Source organism: Kitasatospora sp. NPDC001261 (genome assembly GCF_042896795.1).
GTDB lineage: Bacteria > Actinomycetota > Actinomycetes > Streptomycetales > Streptomycetaceae > Kitasatospora.
On record NZ_JBIAXP010000010.1, the window covers coordinates 129,943 to 156,347 of the forward strand.

At 72.5% G+C, this 26,405-nt stretch carries 21 protein-coding genes; 9 read left to right on the forward strand and 12 right to left on the reverse strand.

Translation table 11 applies throughout. The features are described from left to right. Nucleotides 1–160: 160 nt before the first annotated feature. Complete coding sequence (meaB, locus tag ACFY4B_RS15780; RefSeq protein ID WP_380745328.1) at nucleotides 161–1,117, forward strand: methylmalonyl Co-A mutase-associated GTPase MeaB; 957 nt, start codon at nucleotides 161–163, stop codon at nucleotides 1,115–1,117. A gap of 82 nt (nucleotides 1,118–1,199) precedes the next feature. Here the strand turns inward: meaB and ACFY4B_RS15785 are convergent, their stop codons facing one another. The 5 genes from ACFY4B_RS15785 to ACFY4B_RS15805 form a co-directional block, all read right to left on the reverse strand. After that, a complete protein-coding gene (locus ACFY4B_RS15785; protein ID WP_387968283.1) occupies nucleotides 1,200–1,715 on the reverse strand; it encodes a MarR family winged helix-turn-helix transcriptional regulator in 516 nt (171 codons plus the stop codon). A 40-nt stretch (nucleotides 1,716–1,755) separates the two neighbouring features. After that, a complete protein-coding gene (locus tag ACFY4B_RS15790) occupies nucleotides 1,756–2,565 on the reverse strand; it encodes an AIM24 family protein (RefSeq protein WP_049651462.1) in 810 nt (269 codons plus the stop codon). 263 nt (nucleotides 2,566–2,828) lie between these two features. After that, entirely contained in the window at nucleotides 2,829–3,479 is a 651-nt protein-coding gene (locus ACFY4B_RS15795; RefSeq protein WP_049651451.1) for an AIM24 family protein, read from the reverse strand. Beyond that, complete coding sequence (locus ACFY4B_RS15800) at nucleotides 3,479–4,117, reverse strand: AIM24 family protein (RefSeq protein WP_074001459.1); 639 nt, start codon at nucleotides 4,115–4,117, stop codon at nucleotides 3,479–3,481. Before ACFY4B_RS15800 ends, ACFY4B_RS15795 begins: the two co-directional genes overlap by 1 nt. Nucleotides 4,118–4,221: 104 nt before the next feature. Next, nucleotides 4,222–5,019, reverse strand: a complete 798-nt coding sequence (locus ACFY4B_RS15805; protein ID WP_049651453.1) for a DUF2127 domain-containing protein — start codon at nucleotides 5,017–5,019, stop codon at nucleotides 4,222–4,224. Nucleotides 5,020–5,270: 251 nt separating this feature from the next. Between ACFY4B_RS15805 and ACFY4B_RS15810 the strand changes: the two genes are divergently transcribed. After that, nucleotides 5,271–5,645, forward strand: coding sequence for a DUF3817 domain-containing protein (locus ACFY4B_RS15810; protein ID WP_049651454.1), 375 nt, complete (start codon nucleotides 5,271–5,273; stop codon nucleotides 5,643–5,645). A gap of 155 nt (nucleotides 5,646–5,800) precedes the next feature. Here ACFY4B_RS15810 and ACFY4B_RS15815 read toward each other — a convergent pair whose 3' ends face one another. Both ACFY4B_RS15815 and ACFY4B_RS15820 read right to left on the reverse strand, forming a co-directional pair. Further along, a complete protein-coding gene (locus ACFY4B_RS15815) occupies nucleotides 5,801–7,423 on the reverse strand; it encodes a M4 family metallopeptidase (protein WP_387968285.1) in 1,623 nt (540 codons plus the stop codon). Nucleotides 7,424–7,877: 454 nt separating this feature from the next. Next, nucleotides 7,878–9,509, reverse strand: a complete 1,632-nt coding sequence (locus ACFY4B_RS15820) for a M4 family metallopeptidase (RefSeq protein ID WP_387968287.1) — start codon at nucleotides 9,507–9,509, stop codon at nucleotides 7,878–7,880. Between the two features lie 497 nt (nucleotides 9,510–10,006). Between ACFY4B_RS15820 and ACFY4B_RS15825 the strand changes: the two genes are divergently transcribed. From ACFY4B_RS15825 to ACFY4B_RS15835, 3 genes are all read left to right on the forward strand, one after another. Next, nucleotides 10,007–10,543, forward strand: coding sequence for a MarR family winged helix-turn-helix transcriptional regulator (locus ACFY4B_RS15825; RefSeq protein ID WP_387822059.1), 537 nt, complete (start codon nucleotides 10,007–10,009; stop codon nucleotides 10,541–10,543). A 76-nt stretch (nucleotides 10,544–10,619) separates the two neighbouring features. Further along, nucleotides 10,620–10,961 (forward strand): DUF3817 domain-containing protein, encoded by a 342-nt coding sequence (locus ACFY4B_RS15830; protein ID WP_049651458.1) that lies wholly within the window; start codon nucleotides 10,620–10,622, stop codon nucleotides 10,959–10,961. A 271-nt stretch (nucleotides 10,962–11,232) separates the two neighbouring features. Further along, entirely contained in the window at nucleotides 11,233–12,918 is a 1,686-nt protein-coding gene (locus tag ACFY4B_RS15835) for a methylmalonyl-CoA mutase (RefSeq protein WP_117489563.1), read from the forward strand. Nucleotides 12,919–12,991: 73 nt separating this feature from the next. Here ACFY4B_RS15835 and ACFY4B_RS15840 read toward each other — a convergent pair whose 3' ends face one another. Next, nucleotides 12,992–13,657, reverse strand: a complete 666-nt coding sequence (locus ACFY4B_RS15840; RefSeq protein ID WP_079271888.1) for a TetR/AcrR family transcriptional regulator — start codon at nucleotides 13,655–13,657, stop codon at nucleotides 12,992–12,994. 365 nt (nucleotides 13,658–14,022) lie between these two features. Here ACFY4B_RS15840 and ACFY4B_RS15845 point away from each other — a divergent pair, with 365 nt between their 5' ends. From ACFY4B_RS15845 to ACFY4B_RS15860, 4 genes are all read left to right on the forward strand, one after another. After that, a complete protein-coding gene (locus tag ACFY4B_RS15845) occupies nucleotides 14,023–15,024 on the forward strand; it encodes a tetratricopeptide repeat protein (protein WP_380740417.1) in 1,002 nt (333 codons plus the stop codon). A 742-nt stretch (nucleotides 15,025–15,766) separates the two neighbouring features. Further along, nucleotides 15,767–16,429 (forward strand): DUF6230 family protein, encoded by a 663-nt coding sequence (locus ACFY4B_RS15850; protein WP_049651461.1) that lies wholly within the window; start codon nucleotides 15,767–15,769, stop codon nucleotides 16,427–16,429. Nucleotides 16,430–16,561: 132 nt separating this feature from the next. Continuing rightward, nucleotides 16,562–17,230, forward strand: coding sequence for a DUF6114 domain-containing protein (locus tag ACFY4B_RS15855; RefSeq protein WP_380740415.1), 669 nt, complete (start codon nucleotides 16,562–16,564; stop codon nucleotides 17,228–17,230). After that, nucleotides 17,227–18,630, forward strand: a complete 1,404-nt coding sequence (locus ACFY4B_RS15860; RefSeq protein WP_387968290.1) for a hypothetical protein — start codon at nucleotides 17,227–17,229, stop codon at nucleotides 18,628–18,630. Before ACFY4B_RS15855 ends, ACFY4B_RS15860 begins: the two co-directional genes overlap by 4 nt. Before the next feature lie 74 nt (nucleotides 18,631–18,704). On the opposite strand, the gene pyk is transcribed toward ACFY4B_RS15860, so the two are convergent. The 4 genes from pyk to glgB form a co-directional block, all read right to left on the reverse strand. Continuing rightward, nucleotides 18,705–20,132 (reverse strand): pyruvate kinase, encoded by a 1,428-nt coding sequence (pyk, locus tag ACFY4B_RS15865; protein ID WP_049656903.1) that lies wholly within the window; start codon nucleotides 20,130–20,132, stop codon nucleotides 18,705–18,707. 94 nt (nucleotides 20,133–20,226) lie between these two features. Next, nucleotides 20,227–21,450, reverse strand: coding sequence for an acetate kinase (locus tag ACFY4B_RS15870; protein ID WP_074001464.1), 1,224 nt, complete (start codon nucleotides 21,448–21,450; stop codon nucleotides 20,227–20,229). Next, a complete protein-coding gene (gene pta, locus ACFY4B_RS15875; protein ID WP_387968292.1) occupies nucleotides 21,447–23,630 on the reverse strand; it encodes a phosphate acetyltransferase in 2,184 nt (727 codons plus the stop codon). Before pta ends, ACFY4B_RS15870 begins: the two co-directional genes overlap by 4 nt. A gap of 177 nt (nucleotides 23,631–23,807) precedes the next feature. Then, on the reverse strand, nucleotides 23,808–26,237 hold the full coding sequence (gene glgB, locus ACFY4B_RS15880; RefSeq protein ID WP_380779956.1) for a 1,4-alpha-glucan branching protein GlgB: 2,430 nt from the start codon (nucleotides 26,235–26,237) through the stop codon (nucleotides 23,808–23,810). Nucleotides 26,238–26,405: the final 168 nt, after the last annotated feature.

The window sequence follows — 26,405 nt, forward strand, 5'->3', positions numbered from 1 at the left end:
GGGGGGTCCCCTTTGCTCCCCTGGTCCCCCCCCCCCCCCCTGGCGTGCCCCCCCCCCCCCCGCCGCCCCCTACCCCCCGCCCCCGCCCCCCCCCCCCCCCGGGGGGGGCCCGGCGGGGGGCGGCCCGCAGCCCCTTCGGCATCCGCGCAAGGAGCTCCTGATGATCGATGTCGCCACGCTGGTCGAGCAGGCCCGGGCGGGCCGGCCGCGGGCGGTCGCCCGGCTGATCACGCTGGTCGAGAACGCCGCGCCGCAGCTGCGGGAGGCGATGGCCGCGCTCGCGCCGTACACCGGGCGGGCGTACACGGTGGGCCTGACCGGCTCGCCCGGGGTCGGCAAGTCGACCTCCACCTCGGCGCTGGTCTCCGCCTACCGGCGGCTCGGCAAGCGGGTCGGGGTGCTGGCCGTCGACCCGTCCTCGCCGTTCTCCGGCGGCGCGCTGCTGGGCGACCGGGTCCGGATGCAGGACCACGCGACCGACCCCGAGGTTTTCATCCGCTCGATGGCCACCCGCGGCCACCTCGGCGGGCTCTCCTGGGCGGCGCCGCAGGCGCTGCGGGTGCTGGACGCGGCCGGCTGCGAGGTGATCCTGGTGGAGACCGTCGGGGTGGGCCAGTCCGAGGTCGAGGTCGCCGCCCAGGCCGACACCACCGTGGTGCTGCTGGCCCCCGGGATGGGCGACGGCATCCAGGCCGCCAAGGCCGGGATCCTGGAGATCGGCGACGTCTTCGTGGTCAACAAGGCCGACCGGGACGGCGCCGACGCCACCGCGCGGGAGCTCAACCACATGCTGGGCCTCGGCGAGGCGCGGGAGGCGGGGGACTGGCGTCCGCCGATCGTCAAGACCGTCGCGGCCCGCGGCGAGGGCGTGGACGAGGTGGTCGAGGCGCTGGAGAAGCACCGCGCCTGGCTGGAGGAGCACGGCGAGCTCGCCGCGCGGCGCCGCCGCCGGGCCGCCGAGGAGATCGAGGCGATCGCGCTGGCCGAGCTGCGCGCCCGGATCGGCGACCTGCGCGGGGACCGGCACCTGGCCGTCCTCGCCGAACGCGTCGCCGAGGGCGCCCTGGACCCGTACGGTGCCGCCGACGAGCTGGTCGCCGGCCTGACCCGCGGCTGACCCGGGCCGGGCGCGCGGGCCCGCGAACCGTTTCCGCCCCGCCGCGATCGGATCGCGGCGGGGCGGAGTGGTGCGTGGGGTGCTACGGCTTGCCGCGCAGGCCGCGGAGGTGTTCGGCGACGGGGGCGAGGGCCTGGTACATGTCGTCGAGCTGCTCCGGGGTGAAGCGGTCGATGAAGTGGGCCCGGACGCTGCGCACGTGGTCGGGGGCGACCCGCTGCATGGTCTCCCAGCCGTGTTCGGTGAGGTGGGCGTAGAGGCCGCGGCGGTCGCCGGGGCACTCCTGGCGCAGCACCAGGCCGGCGTTCTCCATCCGGGTGATCTGGTGGGAGAGGCGGCTCTTCGACTGGAGGGTGGCGGTCGCGAGGTCGGTCATCCGCATCCGGCGGTCCGGGGCCTCGGAGAGCACGACCAGGATCTCGTAGTCGTTGATCGCGAGGTTGTGCGGCTGGAGTTCGCGGCTGAGCTGGTAGTCCAGCAGCTTGGCGACCTCCAGATGGGCGCGCCACATCCGCTGCTCCCTGGCGGTCAGCCAGGGAGTCTCCTCCTCGGGCTGCGACGGAGGGGCGTCCGCGGTCTCGATCGTGTGCGTATCCATGCCCTCTAGCATAGCCGATTTAGTTCAATCTTGTACAAGTTTACAGACCGAAACGTCGTCCGAGGTCGCCCAGGTTACCGAGCCCGGGGATGTTGGGGTTGCCGCCGCCGTGCCCGGCCGTGCCCGGCTGGGACGGCACGCCGCCCACCGGGACGCCCGCCTCGGCGTCGACCGCTCCGACCGACCGCTCCGCCATCAGCTTCTCGCTCGACTGCAGCAGCACCTGGCCGGCGCCGATGAACTCGAACTGGTGCTCCTCGCCGGAGGCCCCGCCGATGCCGGTCAGCCGGCGCAGGCCGCCGATCAGCCCGTGCATGTAGTCGTGGTCGTAGTGGTGGCACGGCGCCGGGCAGTCCGCCCAGCCGACCAGTGCCTGCGGGTCCACCCGGATCGGCGGCTCGACGAAGTGCACCGGGCCGTTGGAGGCGGCGACGAAGCGGCCGGTGCCGATCAGGGTCAGGAAGCCCGGGATGATCGACTGCTTGAGCCGCAGCGTCGGGTCGAAGGCCAGCAGGTTGCCGGAGCGGACGGTCAGGTTGCCCTCGTCCAGGTCGTACGAGTTGAGGTCGAACGCCCGGTCGGCCAGCAGCAGTTTGCCGCGGCCCTCGGCGACCACCCAGTCCGCCGCGTGCATCGGCGAGTTGAAGTGCTGGCCGAGCACCCGGTCGACCGCCCCGGCGCCGACGCCCTTGAAGGTGATGTCGCCGTAGTAGGCGACCATCTTGCCCTTCTGGAGGAAGTAGGAGCCGTTCAGGTCGACCGAGAAGGCGTACGGGTTGACGTTGTCGCCGGCCGGCAGGCTGTGGGCGTCCCACACCACCGGCCCGGTGCCGCCGTGGCCGGTCGGCAGCGGGGCCAGTGGGCCGCCGAACTGCTCCTGGGCGTACGGCTGTTGCTGGCCGTACGGCTGCTGGGGCGGCTGCTGGTACTGCTGCTGGGGCTGGTGGCCGGGCGGGGGCGGCGGGTAGCCCTGCGGCGGGGGCGGCGGGTACCCGCCGGGCTGCGGGTAGCCCGGCTGCGGGCCGTACCCCGGCGGGGGCGGCGGGGTCGCGAAGCCGGGCTGGGTCGGCTGGTTGTGCGGCGAACCGTACGGGGGCTGCGGCGGGTAGGACATCAGAGCTTCTCCTCGCTCGCCTGGACGTACACCGCGCCCTGCCCGGACAGTTCCAGCTGGAACGCCTCGCCCGAGCCGCGGCCGATCATGTCGCGCCAACCCAGCGCCGTGGAGAGCTTGTTGCGCACGTCGCCGCGGTGCGCCACGTACGCCTGGGGGTCGACGTGCACCGACTGGCCGGGGGTGATCGGCAGCTCGAAGACGCCGCCGTGGGCCATCACCGCGACCGAGCCCTGGCCCTCCAGCTTGGTGGTGAACAGGCCCTGTCCGGTGACCTGGCCGCGGACCATGCCCATCACCCCGCCCTGCGAGCCCATGAACATGGTGGACTGCCGCAGCGTGCCCTCGAAGGCGAGCAGCCGGTCCGCCTCGACGTACAGGGTGTCGCCGAACAGGTCGATCACATGGACGTGGTGGCCGCCGTGGCCGAACATCACCCGGCCCTGGCCCTCGACGGTCATCAGTGGGGTGTCCTCGTTGGCCACCCGGCGGCCGATCATCGACATCACGCCGCCCTGCCCGCCGGTGATGTTCGGCGTGAAGCGGACGTCGCCGCTGTACGCGAGCATCGCGCCGCGCTGGCTGAACAGCCGCTGCCCGGGCACCACCTGGGCTTCGACCATCTTCCCGTTGATCTTCGTGAAGCCCATCAGACGTCGCCCCCGATGGTGGCCTTCTCGGAGGGCTGGACGTACACCAGGCCCTCGCCGGTGAACTCGATCTGGACGGCCTCGCCGCCGCCCTCGCCGATGATCGTGGTCCAGCCCGCGCCCGACTTCAGGCTGCGCTGCAGGGTGCCGGTGTGCGCCACGTACGCGCCCGGGTCCACCCGCAGCGGCATGCTCTTGTCGACCCGCAGGATGACGGCCGGGCCGTTGGAGGTGACGGCCGCCCAGCCGTGGCCCTCCACCTTGGTGGTGAACAGGCCGTTGCCCGAGGACATGCCGTTCAGCCCGGTGAAGCTGGTGCCGGTGTGCAGGGCGGACTCGGTGCAGAGGAGGTTGTCCGACTCGACGTACAGCGTTTCGCCGTTCAGCCGCACCAGGCTGATCTCGGTGGCCTTGTCGGCGAAGTAGCAGGTGCCCTGCCCCTTCACTTCCATGACCGTCATCTTCTCGCCGGTCAGCCGGCGGGTGACCATGCCGCGCAGGCCGTCCCCGCCGCCGGTCAACTTCTTGAAGGCCATCTGCCCGGTGTAGGCGACCATCGAGCCGTGTCGCGCCTTGACGGCGTCGCCGCCCAAGTCGACGGCGAGCACGCGCGATCCCTGGAGTCTGAACTGTGCCACGGCCGCAATCTAGCCGCTGCGGCCGTGGCGCGGGGAGGGTGCGTGGGCCGACTGGTACCGGTCTGGGACAAACGCGCCGGTCACGCCCGGCGCACGCGCCCCGGTCAGGCCCGGGCGTGCGCCCCCTGTCCGGGGCTCGGAACGGTGCCGGCCGCCTGCTCGACCTCCAGCAGCGAGGCCGAGTGGCGCTCCGCCTCGAAGGCCACCACGCCGCCGCGCAGCCCGAACAGGCGCTTGGAGAGCATGATCCAGAGCACCGCCGCGATGTTCAGCACCAGGGTGCAGATCTTCAGCGCGCTGACGTGGTGGCTCAGCTCGTAGCCCTCCAGCGGCAGGAAGGCCGCGGTGGCGACCACCGTCAGGTACTCGGCCCAGCGCTTGTTCAGCCAGAGGCCGACCGCCTCGACGATCTCGATCACCGCGTAGGCGATCAGCGCGCCCGCGACGATCAGCAGGGTGCTCTTCTTGAAGTCGAAGGTCTTGCGGATGGTCTCGACGATCGGGGCGTGTTCGAGGTCCCAGTGGAAGTGGTCGGTGACCGGCCTGAACACCGTGAGGTTCTCGTCGAAGACCCGGTGCACCGCGTCCTGGCTGTTGGAGAACTTCCACACGGCCCAGGCGACCACGATGATCAGCAGTCCGCGCAGCACCCGCTCGACGGCCAGGAAGCGCAGGATGAACAGGTCCCGCAGCGCCTTGCCGCGCGGCACCAGCGGCGCTTCGTCGGCCGGGCCGGAGCCGTGCGGGGCGCCCAGCGCGAAGTCGCCGCAGCGCAGGCAGCGCCAGGCGTCGCCGAGGGCGGTCGACGCGTGCAGCCGGGAGGCCAGCTCCGGCTCCGTCGGCGCGTAGGTGGTGTGGCCGCGCTTGGCGCAGGTCCTGCGGTCCCAGTCGCGCTTGAACATGTGGTGAGTACCCCCCGTGTGCGATGCCTCGGCGCCCGGATCGGTGGGCGCGCGGGCAGCAGGATAGGGGTTCCGGGTGACGGGCGGTCGCGCTCGGTGGCGTTCCGGCACAGAGCTGTGACAGGGCGGGCGGGCGCCGGACGGGGCTTCGGCCGGAACCGGACGGGCGCCGGGCCGGCCGCTGTGAGATGGGGCACGGTGGCCACCCCCGGCCGGGGTCCCGTCCGTGGGCTCGGCGATAATGGGCCGGAATGCTTGTGAGTCGCTTCACAAGCGAGCCCGCGCCGCCGACCCCCCATATCGAGGTATCCATCGTGAACAGCAGCGCCGTCCACCGCCTGCGCCTGGTCTCCGGCCCCGAAGGGGTCTCCTTCATCCTGCTGCTGATCTGCTCGGTGCTGAAGCGGACGACCTCGTTCGACGCCGTCCCGGTGATGGGCATGGTGCACGGCGTCCTGTTCATCCTGTACGTGGTCTTCTGGATCCAGGCCTGGCAGGCGCAGAAGTGGGACGCCAAGCGCGGCGTCCTGATGTTCGTGCTCGCGGTGCTGCCCACCGGCGGCTTCTTCGCCGAGCGGATGCTGGCCAAGGAGGAGCGGGGCGAGCTGAAGCCCGCCACCGCCTGAGCCGGCCGCCCGGGCCCCCGCTCGGGCTCCGGCCTCCTCGTGGACGGTCGACAGGCTGCCACGGCCTCCTCTCCCAAAGGGCCGCGGCAGCCTGTCGCCGTTTCTTACCGGGGGTGGCTCGATTTCCTACCGGTTGCTACCGGAGGTGGTGCGGGTCAGCTGACGTTGACGCCGCTCCAGGCCGCCGCGACCGCGTTGTACTCGGTGCTGGAGGCGCCGTACAGGTCGGTGGCGGCCTTCAGGGTCGCGGTGCGGGCGGCCTTGTAGTTGGTGGTGGAGGTCATGTAGACGGTCAGCGCGCGGTACCAGATCGCCGCCGCCTTGTCCCGGCCGATGCCGGTCACCGTCGAGCCGTTGGAGGTCGGGCTGTTGTAGCTGACCCCGTTGATGACCTTCGCCCCGCTGCCCTCGGCGAGCAGGTAGAAGAAGTGGTTGGCGACGCCCGAGGAGTAGTGGACGTCCTTGTTGCCGACCGTGGAGGACCAGTAGTCGGCCGAGGCGCCGTCCTTGGAGGGCTTGTCCATGTAGCGCAGCGGCGTGCCGTTGCCGTTGATGTTGAGCTTCTCGCCGATCAGGTAGTCGCCCGGGTCGACCGCGAGGTTGGCGGACCACTCGACCATGGTGCCGAAGATGTCCGAGGTGGCCTCGTTGAGGCCGCCGGACTCACCGGAGTAGTTGAGGTTCGCGGTGGCGGAGGTGACGCCGTGGCTCATCTCGTGGCCGGACACGTCGATCGCGGTCAGCGGGTGGGTGTTGCCGGAGCCGTCGCCGTACGTCATGCAGAAGCAGGAGTCGTCCCAGAACGCGTTGACGTAGTTGGTGCTGTAGTGGACCCGGCTCGCCGCGCCGACGCCGTTGTTCTTGATGCCGTTGCGGCCGAAGGTGTTCTTGTAGTAGTCCCAGGTGGCCGCCGCGCCGAACTGGGCGTCCACGGCCGCGGATTCGCGGTTGGAGGCCAGGCCGTTGCCGAAGCTGTTGGTGGTGTTGGCGACGAGCGTGCCGCTGCCCGAGGTGCCGCCCTTGAGGTCGGTGGTGGACTGGTTGCCCCGGGAGGCGTCCTTCAGCTGGTAGGAGCTGCCGCTCTGGGTGGTGGTGAGCGAGACGCTGCCGACGTTGACGCCCTTGCCGGTGCCGGTGGCGGTCTTCACCTGCTCGTCGGTGGAGAGCACCTGGCCGGTGGCGGCGTCGGTGACGACCACCTGGCGGCTCGGGGTGCCGTCCGCGCGCTGGCCCTCGACCGTGGTGCGGTGGGCCAGTCGCGGGGTGCCGTCGGCGGCCCAGACGACCAGCTCGGGCGCGCCGGCGCCGTCGACCCGGCTGAGCGCGGCCTCCTCCTGGTCGGCGGCGCCGACCGTGGCCCGCACGGCGGCGGTGGCCTTCTCGGCCGCCTGGGGCGCGGCGAGGCCCGGGGTCAGGCTGGGCACGGACAGCTGCCCGGTGAAGGCCCGGTCGACGGACCTCACCGAGCCGTCGGCCTTCTGGTGGACGACCAGGTCGCCGCCGAGCACCGGCAGGCCCGCGTAGGTCCGGTCGTACCGCAGGTGGCGGGTGCCGTCCTTGTCCACCACCACGTCCTTGGGCACCAGCTTCTCCTGGCCGCCGAGGGCGAGGGCCTGGGCGACCGGGGCGCTCTGCCCGGAGGCCAGCGCGAGCAGCGCGGACTGCTGCTGGGCCGGGGAGGGGGCGGCGGCCTGGGCGGGGACGGCGGCGATCTGGATGACGCCGGCCAGCAGTGCGGTGGCGGAGAGTACGGCTCCGACAGTCAGCTTTCGCTTCACGTACGGGGGTTCCTTCCACGAGACCCGCGGGTGCGTGCGGGTGCGCCGCGTACCGGGGCGCCGGGGTTGGCACCTTGGGGGCGGTAGGGCGCGGACGTGCCGGTCCCGTGCGGTACCTGACGATCCGCCGGAAACGGGTGGGGCGGCGGATGGTCGGACGGGACTTGGTCAGAAGCATGACAATCGTTGGCAGGGATGGACAGGGCGCCTACCGGGATTGGCCAAGAACCGCCAGTGCCGGTACGGATGGTTCGGTTGCCGCCCGTTGCCCGGTTTCGGCGGTTCGTCCCGCTGGCGGGACTCCGCCAGCCGGACGGCCTTGACAGCCCCGGGCGGCTCGGGCGGCCCCGGACGGTCTCGACGGTCCGGGACGGCCCGGGCTGCCGCCCGGAACGTCGGACGCCCGGGCCCTCCTGCCGGAGGACCCGGGCGTCCGACGCGCCTGTGCGGTACGTCAGTTGACGTTGACGGCGGCCCAGGTCGCGGCGACGGCGCTGTACTCGGCGCTGGAGGCGCCGTACAGGTCGGCGGCGGCCTTCAGGGTGCCGGTGCGGGCGCCCGCGTAGTTGGTGGTGGAGGTGAAGTAGGTGGTCAGCGCGCGGTACCAGATCTGGGCGGCCTTGTCCCGGCCGATGCCCGCGAGCGTGGAGCCGTTGGAGGTCGGGCTGTTGTAGCTGACGCCGTTGATGGTCTTGGCGCCGCTGCCCTCGGCGAGCAGGTAGAAGAAGTGGTTGGCGACGCCGGAGGAGTAGTGGACGTCCTTGTTGCCGACGGTGGAGGACCAGTAGTCGGCCGAGGCGCCGTCCTTGGACGGCTTGTCCATGTAGCGCAGCGGGGTGCCGTCCCCGTTGATGTTGATCAACTCGCCGATCAGGTAGTCCGGCTTGTCGGAGGGCAGGTTGGCGTAGAACTCGACCATCGTGCCGAAGATGTCCGAGGTGGCCTCGTTCAGGCCGCCGGACTCGCCCGAGTAGTTGAGGTTGGCGGTGGCGGAGGTGACGCCGTGGCTCATCTCGTGGCCGGCCACGTCGAGTTCGGTGAGCGGGTGGGTGTTGCCGCTGCCGTCGCCGTACGTCATGCAGAAGCAGGAGTCGTCCCAGAACGCGTTCACGTAGTTGGAACCGTAGTGGACCCGGCTGGTGGCGCCGACGCCGTTGTTCTTGATGCCGTTGCGGCCGAAGGTGTTCTTGTAGAAGTCCCAGGTGACCGCCGCACCGTACTGGGCGTCCACGGCGGCGGACTCGCTGTTGGAGGACAGGCCGTTGCCGAAGCTGTTGGTCGTGTTGGCGACCAGGGTGCCCGAGCCGGAGGTCTTGCCCTTCAGGGTGTACGTGGCCTGGCCGCCGCGGGTCGCGTCCTTGAGCTGGTAGCTCGAACCGCTCTGGGTGGTGGTCAGCGGGACGGAGCCGACGAAGACGCCCTTGCCGGTGCCGGCGGCGGTCCGCACCTGCTCGTGGCTGGAGAGCACCTCGCCGCTCGCCGCGTCGGTGACCAGCAGCTGGCGGCTCGGGGTGCCGTCGGCGCGCTCGCCCTCGACCGTGGTGCGGTACGCCAGGCGCGGGCTGCCGTCGGTGGCCCACACGACCAGCTCGGCCTTGCCGGTCTGGTGCACGGCGGTCAGCGGGGACTCGTCCTTGTCGGCGGCGATGCCCACGGTGGACTGCACGGCGCCGGTCGCCTGGTCGGCGGCCTTGTCGGCGGGGATCTGCGGGGTGAGGCTCGGCAGGGCGATGGTGGCGCCGGTGGCCTTGTCCACCGAGGTGGTCGAGCCGTCGGCCTTCTGGTGCACCACCAGGTCGCCGCCCAGGACGGGGAGGCCGGCGAAGGTGCGCTCGTAGCGCAGGTGGCGGGTGCCGTCGGTGTCCACCACGGCGTCCTTGGCCACCAGTTGCTCCTGGCCGCCCAGGGCCAGGGCGTGCGCGACCTTGCCGGCCTGGCCGTTGGCCAGGGCGATCAGGTCGGCGCGCTGCTTCGCGCCCTGGGACTGCGGGGCGGGGTCCGCGACGGCTGCGGTGCTCACCTGGACGACACCGGTGAGCAGGGCGGTGGCGGAGAGTACGGCGACTGCGGCGAGCTTTCGCTTCACGAACGAGTCCTTCCGGAAAACCGCGAGCGGGCGCGGTCGCGCGGCGTTCCGGGGGCCGGGGACGGCACCTGAGGGGCGGAACGGGCGCTGACGTGCGGGCCCCGTGCGGACTGAGCGGCTTCGCCACCGGTGGGTGGGGGTGGTGGCTGCCGAACGGGGTTGATCGAAAGCATGACAATCGAGCAAATCAAATGACAGGTCTTGCTCATGAATTGGCCAAGTCCCGCCACGGCGGAGGAATGTGAACGGATGGACAAAAGGGGCAAATCGTCCTGGTTTGCAGCGGGTTACCGTCCGAACCGAAGCCTGGTGGCGCGGCGCCGGGCCGCTCCGGGGCCAACCCCGGTGCGCCGGTGGCCCGTTGCCGCGCGTTCACATCGGCGCAATGTCCTGGTATGGACCTGGCCGTCCGATTGGCGGGTTCCCGCCACGTGTTGCGCTTGTCCACCATCAGGACGCCTGGTAGCACACGTCCCGTCCGCCGGTACGGTAAGGAGGTGGCCAAGCCCCTCGCTCTCGACTTCGACCCGATCGCCCGCGCCGACGAGCTGTGGACCCGCCGTTGGGGCGGGGTCCCCTCGATGGCGGCGATCACCTCGGTCATGCGCGCGCACCAGATCCTGCTCTCCCGGGTGGACGCGGTGCTCAAGCCGTACGGGCTGACCTTCGCCCGCTACGAGGCCCTGGTGCTGCTGACCTTCAGCCGGACCGGCGAGCTCTCGCTCTCCAAGATCGGCGAGCGGCTCATGGTCCACCCGACCAGCGTCACCAACACCGTCGACCGCCTGGAGCGGGCCGGCCTGGTCGCCCGCCGCCCCAACCCGCTGGACGGCCGCGGCGTGCTGGCCGCGATCACCGGGCGCGGTCGCGAGGTGGTCGAGGAGGCGACCCGGGAGCTGATGGCGATGGAGTTCGGGCTGGAGGAGTACGACGCCGAGCAGTGCCACCAGGTGTTCGAACTGCTCAGGCCGCTGCGGATCGCGGCCGGCGACTTCGCCGAGCCGTCCGAGGGGGCTGCGAGGGGCCGGGCGTGAAGGCGGCTACCCTCGTGTGAGCGGTGCGCGGATCCGGGCGTACCGGCGGACCGTGCCGAGCGAGGCGAGGAAGATCATGAAGGCGACCCCCCTGCTGGGCTGGTACCGGGCCCTGGCCATTGCGACCGGTACGGCGCTGCTGGTGTTCTGCGGCTTCATGGTCGCGAAGTACGGCTTCGACGCGGCCAAGGACGTGACCACGTACGTCGCGATGCTGCACGGCTACCTCTACATCGGGTACTTCGTGGTGACCTTCATGCTCGGGCAGAAGCTGAAGTGGCCGATGGGCCGGCTGGTGCTCACCCTGGCGGCGGGCTGCATCCCGTTCCTCTCCTTCGTCTTCGAGCGCAAGGTGGCCCGTGAGGCCGCCGAGCAGCTCCCGGCGGGCGGCGGCGCCCGCCAGCCGGCCGGCGTCTGAGCCCCGGGCTCCGGCTTCCGGGCTCCGACTCCCAGGTTTCGCGAGAGCGCCCCTTCCCCGACCGGGGGAGGGGCGCTCCTGCGTTCCCGGACCCCGTTCGGGCGGCTCCCGGGGCCCCGGGCCGGATCCCGGGTCCCTTTCGGGGGATCGCGGGCCGTGCGGGCGGGTTGTCCATCGACAAGTACTAGGACGTCCGAGTAAATTGTTAGGACGTCCTACTAGCTGTGCCGCCCCGTCGCCGCGGCGGCCGTACGGAGCGGAGTTCGGGATCATGGACGCCGAGGAGATCGAGCGGGGCCGGCAGCGCTGGCAGCAGCGGTACGACAAGGCCCGCAAGCGCGACGCGGACTTCACCACCCTCTCCGGCGACGAGGTCGAGCCGGTCTACGGCCCGCCCGCCGGGCAGGCCTACGAGGGCTTCGAGCGGATCGGCTGGCCGGGCGAGTACCCGTACACCCGCGGTCTGCACCCGACCGGCTACCGGGGCCGCACCTGGACCATCCGCCAGTTCGCCGGCTTCGGCAACGCCCAGCAGACCAACGAGCGCTACCGGATGATCCTGGACGCGGGCGGCGGCGGCCTCTCGGTCGCCTTCGACATGCCGACCCTGATGGGCTACGACTCGGACGACCCGAAGTCGCTCGGCGAGGTCGGCCACTGCGGTGTGGCCATCGACTCGGCCGCCGACATGGAGGTGCTGTTCGACGGCATCCCGCTCGGCGGGGTCACCACCTCGATGACGATCAGCGGCCCGGCCGTGCCGGTCTTCTGCATGTACCTGGTGGCCGCCGAGCGCCAGGGCGTGGACCCGGCGGTGCTCAACGGCACCCTCCAGACGGACATCTTCAAGGAGTACATCGCGCAGAAGGAGTGGCTCTTCGCCCCCGAGCCGCACCTGCGCCTGATCGGCGACCTGATGGCCTACTGCGCCGAGGGCATCCCCGCGTACAAGCCGCTGTCGGTCTCCGGGTACCACATCCGCGAGGCCGGGGCCACGGCCGCGCAGGAGCTGGCGTACACCCTCGCGGACGGCTTCGGCTACGTCGAGCTGGGCCTCTCCCGCGGCCTGGACGTGGACGTCTTCGCGCCCGGCCTGTCCTTCTTCTTCGACGCGCACCTGGACTTCTTCGAGGAGATCGCCAAGTTCCGCGCCGCGCGCCGGATCTGGGCCCGCTGGATGCGCGAGCGCTTCGGCGCCAAGACCGACAAGGCGCAGTGGCTGCGCTTCCACACCCAGACCGCCGGCGTCTCGCTGACCGCGCAGCAGCCGTACAACAACGTGGTCCGCACCGCCGTCGAGGCGCTGGCCGCGGTGCTCGGCGGCACCAACTCGCTGCACACCAACGCCCTGGACGAGACCCTGGCGCTGCCCTCCGAGCAGGCCGCCGAGATCGCCCTGCGCACCCAGCAGGTGCTGATGGAGGAGACCGGCGTCGCCAACGTCGCCGACCCGCTGGGCGGTTCCTGGTACGTCGAGGCGCTGACCGACCGGATCGAGCAGCAGGCCGAGGCGATCTTCCAGCGGATCCTGGACAAGGGCCGGGAGGACCACGAGATCGGCCCGATCACCTCCGGCATCCTGCGCGGCATCGAGGAGGGCTGGTTCACCGGGGAGATCGCCGAGGCGGCCTTCCAGTACCAGCAGTCGGTGGAGAAGGGCGACAAGCGCGTGGTCGGCGTCAACTGCCACCCGCGCAGCGTCACCCCTGAGCTGGAGATCCTGCGGGTCAGCCACGAGGTCGAACGCGAGCAGGTCCGGGTGCTGCGGGAGCGCAAGGCGGCCCGGGACGACGCGGCCGTCCGGGCCGGGCTGGACGCCATGCTGGCGGCGGCGCGCTCGGGCGAGTCGATGATCCCGCCGATGCTGGACGCGGTGCGCGCCGAGGCGACGCTGGGCGAGATCTGCAACGCGCTGCGCGCGGAGTGGGGCACGTACCAGGAGAACGCGATGTTCTGAGGCCGCGGCCGACGCGGAGCCGCCGTACGGGATCCCGTACGGCGGCTTTGCCGTGTCTCCGGCCGGGGTGCGCTCAGCCCGCGAGCATCGGTCCGAGCAGCAGGTCGGTGAAGCGGCGGGTCCACTCCGGGGTGATCGGCTCGCCGCTGACCAGGACGCGGTGCTCGACGGTGCCCGCGATGGTGTCGAAGATGATGTCGACCTCCTCGCGGGCCGAGGTGTCGTCGGTGTCCGCCTCCAGCTCGCCGCGGGCCTGGGCGGCCGCCCGGCCCTGGCGGACCAGCCGCTTCTGCGGGTCCACGATGGCCTCGCGGATCCGCCGCCGCAGCTGCCGGTCGCGGGTGCCCTCGGCGAACAGCGCGAGCAGCGCGGCCTGGGTCTCCGGGCGGGCCAGCAGGTCGGCGAACTGGGCCACCACGGCCTCGATGTCGGCCCGCAGGCTGCCGAGGTCGGGCATCACCAGCTCGTCGAAGAGGGTGGCGACGGCGTCCACCACGAGCTCGTTCTTGGACGGCCAGCGGCGGTAGAGGGTGGTCTTGGCGACCCCGGCCCGGCTCGCCACGTGGCCCATGGTCAGTCCGCCCCAGCCGAGTTCGGCCAGGGTCTCGCGGGTGGCGTCGAGGATGGCGCGGTCGGCGGCGGCGCTGCGCGGGCGGCCCTTGGCCCGGGCGGTGCCCGCGGGCGCCGGGCAGTCCTGGTGCGTGCCCTGCGGGCTCGCTGGGGGCTGGGCGGCCGGCACCGGGCCTCCTTGCGCTCTACTGGTAAGTAACTTGGGTGGGGCTGGTAACGGTAGCGACTGTTCGTCCGTTCGGGCAGCGGGGCACCCCGGGAAAGTGGGGCAGGTCACGTCCCCGAACCACCGGAGGGGCTTGCGGCCGGGCCACCGGCTCCAGTTACGCTACGACTCGTAGCGAAAGCAGTGACAACCAGGCGCCGCGTCCCGTGGGACGGGAGCGGCGCGGGCGCGGGTGGGGATCCGCGCCGAACGGTCCAGGCTACCGGGGGAGGGGCACGGCGCCCGGGAACCCGCACCGCGCGGTCCGCGCGGGGCGACTTTCCGGAGGTTGGTGCCCGCGAGCAGCGCGGACGGGGGAGGATGGTGCCATGCAGCCACGGAATTCGCGTCTCAACAGCTCCGCCCTGCGCGGTGCGGTCGACCTCGCCGCAGTGAAGGCGGCCGGCGAAGCCGCCCAGAAGGCCGAGCAGGCCCGGGCCGAGCGGGCTCGTCAGGCGTCCGCCGCCGATGCGGACGGAGCCGCCCCCGCCCAGTCCGCCCACCAGCTCGTCATCGACGTCACCGAGGACACCTTCGAGACCGAGGTCGTCCAGCGCTCCACCGAGGTGCCGGTCGTCATCGACTTCTGGGCCGAGTGGTGCGGGCCCTGCAAACAGCTGAGCCCGGTCCTGGAGGGCCTGGCCGAGGAGTACGCCGGCCGCTTCGTGCTCGCCAAGATTGACGTCGACGCCAACCCGCTGCTCTCCCAGCAGTTCGGCATCCAGGGCATCCCGGCCGTGATGGCCGTGGTGGCCGGCCAGCTGGTGCCGCTGTTCCAGGGCGCGGAGAGCGCGGCCAACATCCGTCAGATCCTGGACCAGCTGATCCTGGTCGCCGAGCAGCGCTTCGGCGTGGCCGGCCTGGCCGGTGGCGCGGCCGCCCCGGGCGAGGCCCCGGCCGCCGCCCCGCAGCGCCCCGAGGACCCGGCGCTGTCCGCCGCGCACGACGCGCTGGACGCCGGCGACCTGGGCGGTGCCATCCAGGCCTACCGGAACGTGCTGGCCGAGCAGCCGGGCAACACCGAGGCCAAGCTGGGCCTGGCCCAGGCCGAGCTGCTGAAGCGGATCGAGGGTCTGGACCTCCAGGCCGTCCGGGCGGCGGCCGCCGCCGACCCGAAGGACGTCGGGATCCAGCTCAAGGCGGCCGACCTGGACCTGGTCGGCGGTCACGTCGAGGACGCCTTCGGGCGCCTGGTGGCCACCGTCGGGCGGACGGCCGGCGAGGACCGGGACACCGCCCGGCTGCGCCTGCTGGAGCTGTTCGAGGTGATCGGCCCGGAGGACCCGCGGGTCGTCGCGGCCCGGACGGCGCTGGCGCGCGTGCTGTTCTGAGCCCGCTCCGAGCCGGTTCCCGGTCCGTCCCGAGCCGGTTCTGAGCCCGGATCAGGTCCGCTGCCTGGCACGGCGGATGACCTGCGGTGTCGCTGGTGATTTGGCGACAATCCGGTCAACTGAACAGAGGTTTACCAAATCTTGATTTCACCCGTGGGTGGTCACCTTGTGTGACCGCCCACGGGTGTTTCGCTTGCGTTTCCGGCAGATTTCGCCGTCACGTTTCCTTCAAGACGTCACGCAGGGTGTGGCCCGGGTCGATTCCATGATCAACGCCACCTGATGTTGCATTACCCGTCAGTAAGGAACCTCTTGTGCTTCGCCCGGGATTCAAGCACGATCGGCCACGCCCGGTCCCGGGCTCCACACCCCGACCCCGGTCGGCCACGCGGAGCGCGGGATCCCCACCGGGCGGTCCGTCGGCCCCGGCCGGCGGGAGGGAGGGCAGGGGGGTATCCGCGGTCCCACGGCGGTTCCTGTCCTTCGACCGGCCGCGCGGCCCTGCGCGGTCGCTGGTTGTCGCTCGGGGGTGATCGCCGATGTCGTCGGTCCTGCCCGCCGCCCCGCAAGGACGGCCGGTGCTTGGACGGGAGGTCCGCTGCACGCGGGCCGCTCCCGCGTCCGACGACGCCCAAGGCGCTCTCCGCTACCGAGGACGTAGCTCTCTCCCATCCCAGGTCCCCACCGGTGCGGGACGCGCCGCCGGGGAGCCGGAGATGTACGTCCTAGAAGGAGGACTCGCATGTCCCAGACCTACGGCAAGACCCGCTGGAAGCGCTTCGCCCTGGTGATGGTGCCGAGCATCGCGGCCACCGCCGCGGTGGGCGTCTCGATCGCCAACAACGCGCTGGCGGCTTCGTTCAGCGTCTCCGGCCAGAGCTTCAAGGTCACCACGCCGGAGCTGCACGGCAGGAACTTCGCCCAGTTCGGCTCGATCGACGCGGAGTCGAACGGCACGCCGCACCCGGTCGCCGTCTCGGCCTTCGACGAGGCCACCATCAAGGGCCTCTGCCAGTCGGTGGTGACCGACCCCAACGTCATCCCCGGCCTGCCGTGGAAGCTGCCCAAGATCATCCTGCGTCTGGAGGCCGGCAACAGCGAGGACGTCAAGAAGCAGGTCTACGCCAAGAACCTGCTGATCGACCTCGACCAGCTGAACGCCGACGCCGAGTTCTCCAACATCAACATCGGCCAGGAGGCGTCGACCCTCAAGGGCGAGGCCACCCAGGGCTGGAAGTCCAAGCTCGGCGGCCTGCCGTCCGGGCAGACCGGCTTCGCCCAGGCCGCCGAGAAGGCCGACCTGTACAACGTGCAGCAGACCGCCTGGGCCACCTCGGCCGGCACCTTCAAGCTCCCGGGCCTGAAGCTCGCGCTGCACACCGACGGTTCCGGCGAGTGCTACTAGGCCGTTGACGGCGGCGGGCCGGGCCCGGCCCGCCCGCCCCGACGGCACCCGCGGGACCGGGGGCGGTGCGTGCGCCGTCCCCGGATCCCGTGTCTCCTCCATCCCTCGTTCACACCATCGAGGAGCTGCACCGTGTCCAGCGCCCTTGCCTCCTACCGGCCCGCCGAGCACGAGAACCCCGCCCAGTGGCTGCGCCGGGTGTTCCGTACGTTCCGTCGGACGCGGCCGTACTACGGCGGTCTGCTGGCCATGATCGCCGGCGTCCCGATCATGTACTTCCCGTACGCCAAGCTCTCGTTGGGCGGCATGACGGTGGCCATGGCCACCACGGCGGGTGCCGGGTCACTGATCATCGGCGTGCTGCTGATCGTGCTCGGGCTGACCGCCTGGTTCCAGCCGGCCGTACGGGTCTTCGCCGGCATCGCCACCACGCTGCTGACGCTGGTCTCCCTCCCGGTCTCCAACCTGGGGGGCTTCGGACTGGCCCTGCTGCCGGGCCTGATCGGCGGCGGGCTGATGGTCTCCTGGGCGCCGCTGCCGGAGCCCAAGGCCGCGAAGGCGGCCGGGCGCGGACGCTGGGGCCGGGCCAAGGGCGGCGCCGGGGACGCGGCGGCCGGGAACGCCGTGGCGCGGAGCGTCGCCACCGAGCCGGCCACCGACGGCGCCGTCGAGGCGCCCACCGCCGAACTGCCCGCCCAGGGCGGGCCGCAGGCCGCCGAACCCGCGGCCGCCGTCCCGAAGCAGGCCGACGCCGCGGACCGGAAGCGGGCCGCCGCCGTGGACCAGGAGGAGGCGCGGTGACCGGGCCGGCCGAGCAAGCCGACGGTACGACCGTTCCCGCGCAGCGCTCCGGCCGGCACGCGGCCCCGCGCACGCCCGTACGGGTCCGGCTGAGGGGCCGGGCACTGGCGCTGGCCGCGGTGCCGACCGCGCTGCTGATGGCCGCCGCCTACACGCCCAACCCGGCGGTCGCCGAGTCGGCGGCGGGCAAGCCCTGCGGCACCGCGCCGGCCGCCGTGCCGGACGTCGCGCCGGTCGAGACGCCGGTGCCCAAGAGCGAGCTGCCCGAGCCGCCGCCGGGCCCGTCCACGGCGCCGAGCACCGCGCCGAGCACCGCGCCGAGTACCGCGCCGAGCACCGCGCCGGGCACCGCGCCCACCGCCGGCCCCTCGACGGACCCGGGCTCGGTGCCGACCCCCGCACCGACCACCGGCCCGGCCCAGCAGCCGACCTCGCCGGTCAAGCCGTCGGCCGCCGCGACGCCCACCACCACCGGCCCGGCGGCCCGGGCGGGGCTGATCGACGGCCTCGTCGACGGCGTCAACCGGCTGCTCACCCCGAACGGCTCGCCGAGCCCGACCCCGGGCGGCGCCCCGACCACCACCCCCGCGGCGCCCGCCGGCCCGGCCGCTCCGGCCGCCCCCGCCCCGCACACCGAGGCCCCGCATACGGACGCCCCGGTGCAGGCCCCGGCCGCCGCCCCGCAGGCCGCGCCGCCCGCGACCCAGCCCGCCGCCGACGAGCCCTCGCCCACCGCCACGCCGAGCGGCAGGGCGAGCGGCAGGCCGAAGCCCTCCGCGACCCCGTCCGCGGACGCCTCGGCGACGCCCTCCGCGGGCGCCTCCGGCAGCCCGTCCGGCACGCCGACCGAGAACCCCGACTGCGATGTGGACGCCCGGGGCCTGACCGCCGGCGCGCCCGCCCCCGGGCACGTCGTCCCGGAGCAGAACTGGACCCTGAAGACCAGTCGGCTCGCCCTGCACGGCGCGGCCTTCCACGGCGTCTACGACGTGAAGACCGTGACCGGCAGCAAGCGCGTCCTGAAGTTCGTGGTCGACAGCGTGGACATCGACAACCTCGACATGTCGACCCTGGAGGGCAACGGCGTCACCTTCCACGTCCAGGGCGCCCCGGGTTCCACCTCGACGATGCGCAAGGGCCCGGTCACCATGTACGTGGAGCGGCTGTCCGGCCACCTCTCCAAGGTGCTCGGCCTGCCGATCCCGATCGACCTGGGCGAGATCACCCTCACCCCGGACACCCTGCCGCGCTGGCTGTACGACCTGATCGGCTCCATCCCGATCCCGCTGGACCTGGAGCTGACCGGCGTCACCGCCAAGCAGGCCGGCCAGTTCGGCGGCACCCTGCGCATCCCCGGGATGCGCCTGTTCAACGACGACGCCCCCTACAGCGACAAGTAGCGGACGCCACAAGGACCGTGGGGCGGCCCTCCGGAAGGAGGACCGCCCCACGGGTGTTCAGGCCTGACGGGTGCTCACTCGCCCCGGGTGCCCAGGTGGTGCACCTGCACCATGTTGGTGGTGCCGGGGACGCCGACCGGGACACCGGCGGTGACGATGACGGTGTCGCCCTCGCCGAGCCGGCCGAGCTTCAGCAGCTCCCGGTCGACCTGCGCGACCATCGCGTCGGTGGTGGCCACCTGCTCCGTGACGTACGCCTCGACGCCCCAGCTCAGCGAGAGCTGGTTGCGGGTGGCGCTGTCCGGGGTGAAGGCGATCACCGGGATCGGCGAGCGGTAGCGGGACAGCCGGCGGGCGGTGTCGCCGGACTTGGTGAAGGCGACCAGCGCCTTGCCGTCCAGGAAGTCGCCCAGCTCGCACGCGGCGCGGGCGACGGAGCCGCCCTGGGTGCGCGGCTTGCGGCCCGGGTTGAGCGGCTGGAGGCCCTGGGCGAGCAGCTCGCCCTCGGCCGTCTCGCAGATCCGGGCCATGGTGCGGACGGTCTCGACGGGGTACTTGCCGACGCTCGACTCGGCGGACAGCATGACCGCGTCGGCGCCGTCCAGGATGGCGTTGGCGACGTCGGAGACCTCGGCGCGGGTCGGGCGCGAGGCGTGGATCATCGACTCCATCATCTGGGTGGCGACGATGACCGGCTTGGCGTTGCGGCGGGCCAGGGTGATCAGCTGCTTCTGGACCAGCGGCACCCGCTCCAGCGGGTACTCCACGGCCAGGTCGCCGCGGGCGACCATGATGGCGTCGAAGGCGAGGACGATCTCCTCCATGGCCTCGACGGCCTGCGGCTTCTCGATCTTGGCGATGACCGGCACGCGGATGCCGACCTCGTCCATGACCTCGTGGACGTCCTTGATGTCGTCCGCGTTGCGGACGAAGGACAGGGCGATCATGTCGACGCCCAGGCGCAGCGCGAAGCGCAGGTCGTCCTTGTCCTTCTCGGACAGGGCGGGCACGTTCACGGCCGCGCCGGGCAGGTTGATGCCCTTGTTGTTCGAGAGCACGCCGCCCTCGATCACCACGGTCTTCACCCGCGGGCCGTCGACGCTGACGACCTCCAGGGCGATGACGCCGTCGTTGATCAGGATCGGGTCGCCGGCCTTCACGTCGCCGGGCAGGCCCTTGTAGGTGGTGCCGCAGATGTGCTGGTCACCGGGGACGTCCTCGGTGGTGATGGTGAACTCGTCGCCGTTGTCGACGGTCACCGGGCCGTTGGCGAAGGTCGCCAGACGGATCTTCGGACCCTGGAGGTCGGCCAGGACGCCGATGGCCTTGCCGGTGTCCTCCGAGACCTGGCGGACCTTGCGGTACCGCTCCTCGTGGTCCGCGTGGTTGCCGTGGCTCATGTTCAGTCGGGCGACGTTCATGCCCGCCTCGACGATGGCCTTCAGCTGTTCGTAGGAGTCCGTCGCCGGACCCAGGGTGCAGACAATTTTCGCTCGGCGCATATGGATCAGTCTATCCGTTCGTGTTATAGGTGCATTCGGCACGCACCGGGAGGAATCGCCGACGAAAGCTTCCGAGGAGTGAGACGGATCCGTGTCAGTCCTCGGACTCCCGGCGTTCCCGGTGCACCAGCGCGAAGGTCTGTCGGGCGATCTCCAGCTCCTCGTCGGTGGGCACCACGGCGACCGCCACCCGGGCGTACTCGGGCGAGACGATCCGGGCCTCGCCGGACCGCACCGAGTTCAGTTCCGGGTCGACGGCGATGCCCAGTTCCTCCAGTCCCGCGGTGGCCGCCGCGCGCACCGGCGCCGCGTTCTCCCCGACCCCGGCGGTGAACGCGATCGCGTCCACCCGGCCGAGCACCGCGTAGTAGCCGCCGATGTACTTGCGCAGCCGGTGGACGTACGAGTCGAACGCGAGCTTCGCGTCCGCGTCCCCCTCGTCGGCCCGGCGCATGATCTCGCGCATGTCGTTCTCGCCGCACAGCCCGCGCAGGCCGCTGCGGCGGTTGAGCAGGTCGTCGATCTCGTCCACGGACAGCCCGCCGACCCGGTGCAGGTGGAACACCACGCCGGCGTCGATGTCGCCCGACCGGGTGCCCATGACCAGGCCCTCCAGCGGGGTCAGGCCCATCGAGGTGTCCACGCAGCGGCCGCCGGCGACCGCCGAGGCGGAGGCGCCGTTGCCCAGGTGCAGCACGATCACGTTGACCTCGGCCGGGTCCTTGCCGAGCAGCCGGGCGGTGGCCCGCGAGACGTACTGGTGCGAGGTGCCGTGGAAGCCGTAGCGGCGCACCCGGTGCCGGTCGGCGACGTCCTTGTCGATCGCGTACCGGGCCGAGTACTCGGGCATCGAGGCGTGGAAGGCGGTGTCGAAGACGGCCACCTGGGGGAGGTCGGGGCGCAGGGCCCGGGCGACCTCGATGCCGGTGATGTTGGCCGGGTTGTGCAGCGGGGCGACCGGGATCAGCCGGCGGATCTCCTTGAGCACGTCGTCGGTGATCACGGTCGGCTCGGTGAACCGCAGGCCGCCGTGCACCACCCGGTGGCCGATCGCGGCCAGCTCGGGGGAGTCCAGCCCGACGCCGTCGGCGGACAGCTCCTCGGCGACGGCCTTGAGCGCGGCGGCGTGGTCCGGGAAGGCCTGGACGGTCTCGCGCGGCCCGCCGGTGCGCGGGGTGTGCACCAGCCGCCCGCCGGCCTCGCCGATCCGCTCGACCAGCCCGGCGGCCAGCCTGGCCCCGTCCAGCATGTCGATCAGCTGGTACTTCACCGACGAGGAGCCGGCGTTCAGGACGAGGACGCGGGTGCCCTTGCTCATGCGGGGAGCTCCTTGCTGTCCGACGCGAGGTCCTGGGAGGCGTGGTCCTGGGAGGTGCGGTCCTGGGAGGCGTGGTCCTGGGACTGGATGGCGGTGATCGCGACGGTGTTGACGATGTCCTGCACCAGCGCCCCGCGGGAGAGGTCGTTGACGGGCTTGCGCAGTCCCTGGAGCACCGGGCCGACCGCGACGGCCCCGGCCGAGCGCTGGACCGCCTTGTAGGTGTTGTTGCCGGTGTTGAGGTCCGGGAAGATCAGCACGGTGGCCCGCCCGGCCACCGGGGAGCCCGGCAGCTTGGTGGCCGCGACCCGGGCGTCCACCGCCGCGTCGTACTGGATCGGGCCCTCGACCAGGATGTCCGGCCGCAGCTCGCGGACCAGCTCGGTGGCCTTGCGGACCTTGTCGACGTCCGCGCCGGAGCCGGAGGTGCCGGTCGAGTACGAGAGCATCGCGACCCGCGGCTCCACCCCGAACTGGGCGGCGGTGGCGGCCGACTGGATGGCGATGTCGGCCAGCTGCTGGGCGTCCGGGTCGGGGTTGACCGCGCAGTCGCCGTACACCAGCACCCGGTCGGCCAGGCACATGAAGAAGACCGAGGAGACGATCGAGGCGCCCGGCGAGGTCTTGATCACCTCGAAGGCGGGCCGGATGGTGGCGGCGGTGGAGTGCGCCGCGCCGGAGACCATGCCGTCCGCGATGCCCTCCTGGACCATCAGGGTGCCGAAGTACGAGACGTCGGTGACCACGTCCAGGGCCAGTTCGACGGTCATCCCCTTGTGGGCGCGCAGTTTCGCGTACAGCTCGGCGAACTGGCGGCGCAGCGGGCTGGTGGCCGGGTCGACGATCCGCACCTGGGCGCGGTCGGCGGTGGGGTCCTCGGCGGGGAGGTCGATGCTCAGGCTCGACGCCTTGCGGCGGACGGCGTCCGCCTCGCCGAGCAGGGTGAGGTCGCAGATGTTGCGGCGCAGCAGGATCTCGGCGGCGCGCAGCACCCGCTCCTCGGTGCCCTCCGGCAGGACGACGTGCCGGCGGGTGCCCCGGGCGCGCTCCAGCAGCTCGTGCTCGAACATCATCGGGGTGACCCGCTCGGACCGGCCGACCTCGATCAGGTTGGTCAACTCGGCGGTGTCGACGTGCAGTTCGAACAGGCCGAGGGCGATCTCGGCCTTCCGGGGGCTGGCCGAGGTGAGCTTGCCCTCCAGGTGGGTCAGGTGGGCGGCGGTGGGCCAGCTGCCCTCGGGGACGACCGCGACCGGGGTGCCGGGGGCGAGCCGGGCGGCCAGCGCCATCACGTTGGGGCCGGGGTGCTGGCCGAGCGTCAGCAGCACGCCGGCGATCGGCGGGGCGCCGGCGGCGTGCGCGGCCAGCGAGCCGATCACCAGGTCGGCGCGGTCCCCGGGGGTGACCACCAGGGCGCCCTCGGTCAGCGCGTCCAGGAAGGTGGGCAGCATGGCGCCGCCGAAGACGTAGCCGCGCACGTCCCGGGCGAGGCCGGCGGCGTCCCCGAGCAGCACCTCGGCGCCGGTCGCCTCGACCAGCTGGGCGACGGTGGGCGCGGCCAGGGCCGGCTCCTCCGGGATGACGTAGGCGGGGACGGGCAGCTTCTCGGTGAGGGTGCGCTGGATGCGCTGCTTGGCGCCGGGGGCGACCCGGTTGGCGATCATCGCCAGGGTCTGGCAGCCGAGGTCGGTGTAGGCGCGGTGGGCGCCCAGCAGCTCGGCGACCACCGTCTCGGGGTCCTCGCCGTGCCCGCCGACCACCGGCAGCACGGCGGCGCCGAACTCGTTGGCCAGGCGGGCGTTGAAGGCGAGTTCGTCCGGGATGCTGGTGTCGGCGAAGTCGGTGCCGAGCACCAGGACGGCCTGGCAGCGCCGCTCCAGCGCGTGGAAGCGGTCGACCAGGGCGGAGACCAGTTCGTCCTGCCCGTGGGCGGCCTGGAGGGCGGCGGCCTCCTCGTAGCCGAGGCCGTACAGCTCGCTGCTGGGCAGGTCGAGCCGGTAGCGGCCGCGCAGCAGCTCGACCACGTGGTCGGAGCCCGGCTGCCCGGGGGCGGCGTGCACCAGCGGGCGGAACACCCCGACCCGGTCCACCTGGCGGGTGAGCAGTTCCATGACCCCGAGTTCGACCGCCTGGCGGCCGTCCCCCCGGTCGATGCCGGTCACGTACACGCTGCGCGCCACGTGGTTGTCTCCGTCCCGTCGTCTCGGAAAGTGGTCATATCGACCATACCTTCGCACCCCGAACGGGTGTCCGCGAGCAGAGCGACGGGGTTCGGGCAAGGGGCGGAGGTCCCGCCCCGGGCGCCCGCCGACGGGGCGGGCACCCGGGGCGTCCGGGGCACCGGAGGCGCCCGGCGCTCAGCGCGCGGGGCGGAGCCAGACGGTGGAGAGCGGGGGGAGGACCAGTTCGGCGGACCGGGGCTGGCCGTCCCACTCCACCGGCTCGGCCTTGACCGGGTGGGAGTTGCCGACGCCGCTGCCGCCGTACTCCTCGGCGTCGGTGTTCAGCGCCTCCTCCCACAGCTGGTCGCGGCCCGCCAGCCGGGGCAGGCCGACCCGGTGGCCGTGCCGGACGACCGGCGAGAAGTTGCAGACCGCGACCAGCGGCGAGCCGTCGGCCGCGTACCGGACGAAGGAGAGCAGGTTGTCCTCGGCGGCGCCGCCGTCGAGCCAGCGGAAGCCCTCCGGGACGGTGTCCAGCTCCCACAGCGCCGGGGTGTCGAGGTAGCGCCGGTTGAGGTCGCGGACCAGCCGGCGCACCCCGAGGTGCTCCTCGTGGGCCGGCCACCGCTCGTCGAGCACCCACCACTGCGGGCCCTGCTCGTGGTCCCACTCCGCGCCCTGGGCGAACTCCTGCCCCATGAACAGCAGCTGCTTGCCCGGGTGGGACCACATGAAGCCGAGGTAGGCGCGGTGGTTGGCGCGCTGCTGCCACCAGTCCCCGGGCATCTTGGAGACCAGCGCCCGCTTGCCGTGCACCACCTCGTCGTGCGAGATCGGCAGGACGTAGTTCTCGGAGTAGGCGTACACCATCGAGAAGGTGATCTCGTTGTGGTGGTACTTGCGGTGCACCGGCTCCTTGGACATGTAGACCAGCGAGTCGTGCATCCAGCCCATGTTCCACTTCAGCCCGAAGCCGAGGCCGCCGGCGTCGGTGGGGCGGGTGACCCCGTCCCAGGCGGTGGACTCCTCGGCGATGGTCACCGCGCCCGGGCAGCGCCGGTAGACGGTGGCGTTCATCTCCTGGAGGAAGGAGGCGGCGTCCAGGTTCTCCCGGCCGCCGAACCGGTTGGGGGTCCAGTCGCCGCCCTCGCGGGAGTAGTCGAGGTAGAGCATCGAGGCGACGGCGTCCACCCGCAGGCCGTCGACGTGGAACTCCTCGCACCAGTACACCGCGTTGGCGACGAGGAAGTTGCGCACCTCCTTGCGGCCGTAGTCGAACTCCAGCGTCCCCCAGTCGGGGTGCTCGGCGCGCAGCGGGTCGGCGGGCTCGTACAGCGGCTCGCCGTCGAAGCGGGCGAGCGCGAAGTCGTCCTTGGGGAAGTGCGCGGGCACCCAGTCGACGATCACGCCGATGCCGTGCCGGTGCAGGGTGTCCACCAGGTACCGGAAGTCGTCGGGGCCGCCGAGCCGGGCGGTGGGGGCGTAGTAGCCGGACACCTGGTAGCCCCAGGAACCGCCGAAGGGGTGCTCCATCACCGGCATGAGCTCCACGTGGGTGAAGTTCAACTCCTGGAGGTAGCGCGGCAGTTCCTCGGCGATGGCGCGGTAGGTGGTGAGGTCCGGGCGCCAGGAGGGCAGGTGCAGCTCATACACCGACATCGGGGCGCGGTGGTGCGCGGCGCGGGCCCGGCGGGCCATCCACTCGCCGTCCTGCCAGGCGTAGTCGGAGGAGGTGACCACCGAGGCGGTGCCGGGCGGGCACTGGGCGGCCCGGGCCAGCGGGTCGGCCTTGTCCAGCACCCAGCCCTGCCGGGTGTGCACCTCGTACTTGTAGGTGGCGCCCTCGGCCAGGCCGGGGACGAACAGCTCCCAGATCCCGGACGAGCCGAGCGAGCGCATCGGGTGCCCGGTGCCGTTCCAGTGGTTGAAGCCGCCGATCAGCCGGACCCCGACGGCGTTCGGCGCCCAGACCGCGAAGGCGGTGCCAGCCACCCCGTCGACGGTGCGCACGTGCGAGCCGAGCGCCCGCCACAGCTGCTCGTGCCGGCCCTCGGAGATCAGGTGCAGGTCGAGTTCGCCGAGGGTGGGCGGGGTGCGGTAGCCGTCGTGCTGGCGCAGCGGCTCGCCGTCGGGGTACGTCACCAGCAGGGTGTACTCCGGCGGTTCGCCGCCGGCCACCAGGCCGGTGAACAACCCGCTCTGCTGGTGGGTGAGTTCGGCCGGGCCGTGGGCGGTCTCGACGACCACCCGCTCGGCGAACGGGCGCAGCACCCGGATCGCCGTGCCGCCGTGCACCGGGTGCGCGCCGAGCAGCGCGTGCGGGTCGTGGTGCTGCCCGCCCACCAGCCGGTCGACCTCGGCCGGCGGCAGCGGCGCCTCGGGCAGCCGCAGCGCCCCGGTGGGGGCCGGGCGCTCGGCCCCCCGGGGCTGCGGGGCCGCGAGTGGGTCGGCCGGGGACGGGAGGGTGGCCGGGGGCTCCGAGCCGGTGCCGGCGCCCCCCTCCTCCTCGGCCGCCCGGTGCGCCCCGTGCTCGTGGCCGGTGTGGCCTTCGGCGGGGAGCGGTCCGGCCAGGAAGGTGGCCGGTACGGGGCGGGTGGGGCGGCCGGTCGGGTCGATCGGCGTCACGGCGGGGTCCTCCTGCGGCGGGGTGGGCGAACTCCTGCGGGCGGGACAGGAAACGGTCGGGACAGGAAACGGGTGGGACGGGAGACGCGTGGTGCGGAGACGGGCAGTGCGGGAATCGGGCGGTGCGGGAATCGGGCGGTGCGGAAAAGGCGTGGGTACGGGAAGGGC